Genomic DNA, 963 nt, shown 5'->3' with positions numbered 1-963 from the left:
CGTCATCACGAGCGCGGACGCCGCGGTGAACTCGATCGCGAAGTCGCGATCCGACACCGCGTCGAGCGAGTTCGCGCAGATGCCGTCGAAGCCGAGCGTCTTCGCCACTGCATGGCGGTCGATCGGGTAGCTGGTGCCGGCGAGCGCGGCCGCGCCGAGCGGCAGACGGTTCACGCGGGTGCGGCAGTCGCGCATGCGCTCCGCGTCGCGCGAGAACATCTCGACGTACGCGAGCAGGTGGTGGCCGAACGTGACCGGCTGTGCGACCTGCAGGTGCGTGAAGCCCGGCATGATCGTGTCGGCGTTCTGTTCCGCGAGGTCGAGCAGCGCGCCACGCAGGTCGTTCAGCAGGCCGCCGATGCGGTCGATCTCGCCGCGCAGCCACAGGCGGATGTCGGTGGCGACCTGGTCGTTGCGCGAGCGGCCCGTGTGCAGGCGCTTGCCGGCATCGCCGATCAGCGCGGTCAGGCGCGCCTCGATGTTCAGGTGGACGTCTTCCAGGTCGAGCTGCCATTCGAATTCGCCGCGCTCGATTTCACCCTTGATCTGCGCCATCCCGCGTTCGATCGCGGCCAGGTCGTCGGCGCTGATGATCTTCTGCGCGGCGAGCATGTTCGCGTGCGCGAGCGAGCCGGCGATGTCGACGAGCGCGAGGCGCTTGTCGAAAAACACCGACGACGTGTAGCGCTTGACCAGCTCCGACATCGGTTCCGAGAAGCGGGCCGACCAGGCCTCGCCCTTTTTGTGCAGTTGGGACGTCATGGCGATTCTTCGAAGGGGATGTTGGGCGGCGTGCGCCGCCGAGGGAATCCCGCGATTCTAACATTCGCGGGCCTGCCCGCCGCGGCGCGCAGCCGTTCGCGGCGGCCCGCCGGCCGTGGCCCGCGCGGGCCGGCCCGTTCAGTCGCGCACGAGCACGACCAGCTTCAGGTCTTCGCGGTGCGCGGGCTTCAGCGTGATCTG

The 963-nt window shown here is 69.1% G+C and carries 1 protein-coding gene; it reads right to left on the bottom strand.

Annotated features, from left to right (window positions below):
- A partial coding sequence (gene argH, locus L810_RS40795; protein WP_042978238.1) for an argininosuccinate lyase occupies positions 1 to 762 on the bottom strand: 762 nt, incomplete at its 3' end.
- Positions 763 to 963: the final 201 nt, after the last annotated feature.

This window comes from Burkholderia sp. AU4i, from assembly GCF_000466765.1.
GTDB classification, from domain to species: domain Bacteria; phylum Pseudomonadota; class Gammaproteobacteria; order Burkholderiales; family Burkholderiaceae; genus Burkholderia; species Burkholderia cepacia.
Note: the sequence above shows the minus strand (reverse complement) of the source record. Positions and strands in the feature narration are given on the sequence as shown.